Source organism: Peptoniphilus sp. oral taxon 836 str. F0141, from assembly GCF_000179335.1.
Lineage (GTDB): Bacteria > Bacillota > Clostridia > Tissierellales > Peptoniphilaceae > Peptoniphilus_A > Peptoniphilus_A lacrimalis.
On record NZ_AEAA01000085.1, the window covers coordinates 1 to 1,341 of the forward strand.

Below are 1,341 nucleotides of genomic sequence, written 5' to 3' on the forward strand. Positions count from 1 at the left end.
TAGGAAATTATCTTTTTCGTATAATAGCAATAAAGATGAACAGTTGAAAGATATAAATTTAGACATTAAAGATGGTGAATGTTGTGTAATTATAGGGGGAGTCGGGATGTGGCAAGTCTACTTTGACAAGAGCTATAAATGGATTAATTCCAAATTTTTACGAAGGAAATTTAGATGGAGAAGTATTTATTGATAGCAAATCTATCAAAAATTTAAAATCATGGGAGATAGCAAAGTTAGTCGGTAATGTATTTCAAGATCCTAGAAGCCAATTTTTTGCCAATGAAGTTAATGGAGAAATTGCATTTGGACCGGAAAATTTGGGATATAAGCGTGATGAAATAATAAGAAGAGTGAATGAATCAACTGAGAAAATGAATATTGATAAATTGTTAAATAATAGGATATACAATTTATCCTATGGAATTAGGCAAAAAGTAGCAATTTGTTCAGCAAGAGCCATTGAACCATCTATTTATGTATTTGATGAACCATCTGCAAATCTTGATTTGAAATCAATATATAAATTTTCAAAACTTATAATGGACTTAAAAAACGAAGGGAAAACTATAGTAATTGTTGAGCATAGGTTATTTTATTTAAAAGGAATAGCTGATAGGTATTTATTGATACAAAATGGATCTTTAACAAATAGTTATAAAGCAGAAGAATTTGAAAAAATTAGTTCAAAAGACTTAAATGCATTGGGCTTACGCTCAATAAATCTTGATGATATTGTTGTAGATGACCACAAAGTTAAAGAAAAAGAAATTATTAGTGACAATTCTTTTGATTTTGAGGTGAAAAATATTAGTAAAAAATATAAAAATAATTTCGTACTAAAAGATGTGTCACTTAAATTTGATAGCAATGAGACTATTGCTTTAGTAGGAATAAATGGAACAGGTAAAAGTACACTCGGTAAAATTTATTCTGGGATTCAAAATCAGACTGATGGAGAAATAAAGATAAATGGACTCAAAGCTAATAAAAAGATGAGGTTAAGCAAAGTGTGGTATATTCCTCAAGATTTAGACTCTCAATTATTTGGGGAAGATTTGATGGATGAATTATTAACTGGGTTAAAAAATAGAGAAGATTATATCACGAAAGCAGAGGAACTTTTAAAAAAAGTTGGATTATTTGATATAAGAGATAAGCATCCAGCAACTTTATCAGGTGGTCAAAAACAGAGATTGGTTCTATGCGTAGCTATGTTGAGAGAAACACCTTTTATTATATTGGATGAGCCGACATCAGGGCTTGATTTCAGGAGTATGGATAAGGTGGGGAGATTAATCAAAGAGGAACAAAAAAAAGGAACAAAATTTTTGATAATTT

Annotated in this window: 1 pseudogene; it reads left to right on the top strand. The window is 29.5% G+C overall.

Features of this window, described 5'->3' with window-relative positions:
- Nucleotides 1–1,341: pseudogene (locus HMPREF9131_RS03765) on the top strand (ABC transporter ATP-binding protein); the annotation flags it as partial.